This is a genomic window from Neisseria sp. P0013.S005 (assembly GCF_051958425.1).
Taxonomy (GTDB): domain Bacteria; phylum Pseudomonadota; class Gammaproteobacteria; order Burkholderiales; family Neisseriaceae; genus Neisseria; species Neisseria subflava.
This window is the reverse complement of sequence record NZ_JBQCVL010000035.1, coordinates 1-1,358: the sequence shown is the minus strand read 5'-3', so window position 1 is coordinate 1,358 and position 1,358 is coordinate 1. Positions and strand designations below refer to the sequence as shown.

General features: G+C 55.8%; 1 protein-coding gene. It reads left to right on the top strand.

What is annotated here, in order from left to right; all coding sequences use genetic code 11:
• Nucleotides 1–1,358: beta strand repeat-containing protein (locus ACTHTA_RS11370; protein ID WP_440376380.1), on the top strand; the 1,358-nt coding region annotated here is incomplete at both ends.

Genomic DNA, 1,358 nt, shown 5'->3' with positions numbered 1-1,358 from the left:
GGCGGCCCGGTAACCTTGGGTAACGTCGCTGCAGGTGCGGTTAACGCGACCAGTACCGATGCCGTGAACGGCAGCCAGTTGTACAAAACTGCCAATTCCACAGCCACCCACTTGGGCGGCGGATCGGCAGTTCAGGCCGATGGCAGCATTAGCGCGCCGACCTACACCCTGGCCAATGCCACTGGTACGCCAACGAACTACAGCAACGTAGGCGACGCATTGACTGCGCTGAATGCACGCACCAATGCGGCCAACGCCGGTTGGAAATTCCAAGTGAACAGCGGTGCTGCGGAAACCATCAAGCCGAATGATACGGTAGGGTTTAAAGATGGTACCAACATTGCCATAACCAACAACGGTAAAGACATTACCATTGCCACCAAACCTAACCTGACTGCCGACAGCTTGACAATTAACAACGGCCCGGTCATCAACGGTAACGGTATTAGCACCAACGGCAAAAACATTGATATGGGTAACAACGGCAAGATTACCAACCTGACCAGCGGCAACGTTGCGGCAGGCGACAACAGTGCCGTAACTGGCGGTGCAGTTAATACCGCAATCAATACTGCCATCAATACTGCCGTGACCGATTTGAAAGACGCCGGCTTCAAGATCGGAGCCGACAGCGGTGCAGACGACACCGTAAAACTGGGCGAAACCGTCAAATATGCCGGCGATGCCAATATCAAGACCACGGTTACCAACAACCAAATCGGCTTTAAACTGGCCGACAGCATTACCGTTGGTCCGGCTAGCGGCGGCAGCCCGGTTACTGTCGACGGCACTGCCGGTACGGTTACCGGCCTGACAAACAAAACTTGGACCGGTACGCCGGTGAGTGGTCGCGCTGTTACTGAAGACCAATTGCAGGTTGTGGCAAATAAGGCCGCCGCCGCCAAAACCATCGTGGCTGCTGGCAATGGTATCTCTGTAGGCACACCGACACTTAATGGGGATGGCAGCACTACCTATACCGTGTCCGCAGATACTGCCGCCATTACTACCGGCACGGACGGCAAAGCCGCCACAACCGGTAATACCAACCAAGTCGCCACCGCGCAGGATGTGGTTAACGCCATCAACAACAGTGGTTTCAACATCACTGCCGGCGGCAACACCGTAGGTACACCCGCTGCCACTACAGCCAAATCAGGCAGCACCCTCACCCTGGCTGCAGGCAACGGATTGACGGTGCAACAAAATGTTGACGGCAACGGCAACCAGACCTACACCTATGCTGTAGACGCCCAATCCGTGGTACAGAGTGCCCAAGCTCCGGTTGCATACACCAAAGCCGACGGCACCAAGGTGTACAAACACACCGACGGCAACTTCTACGATGCACCCAACGG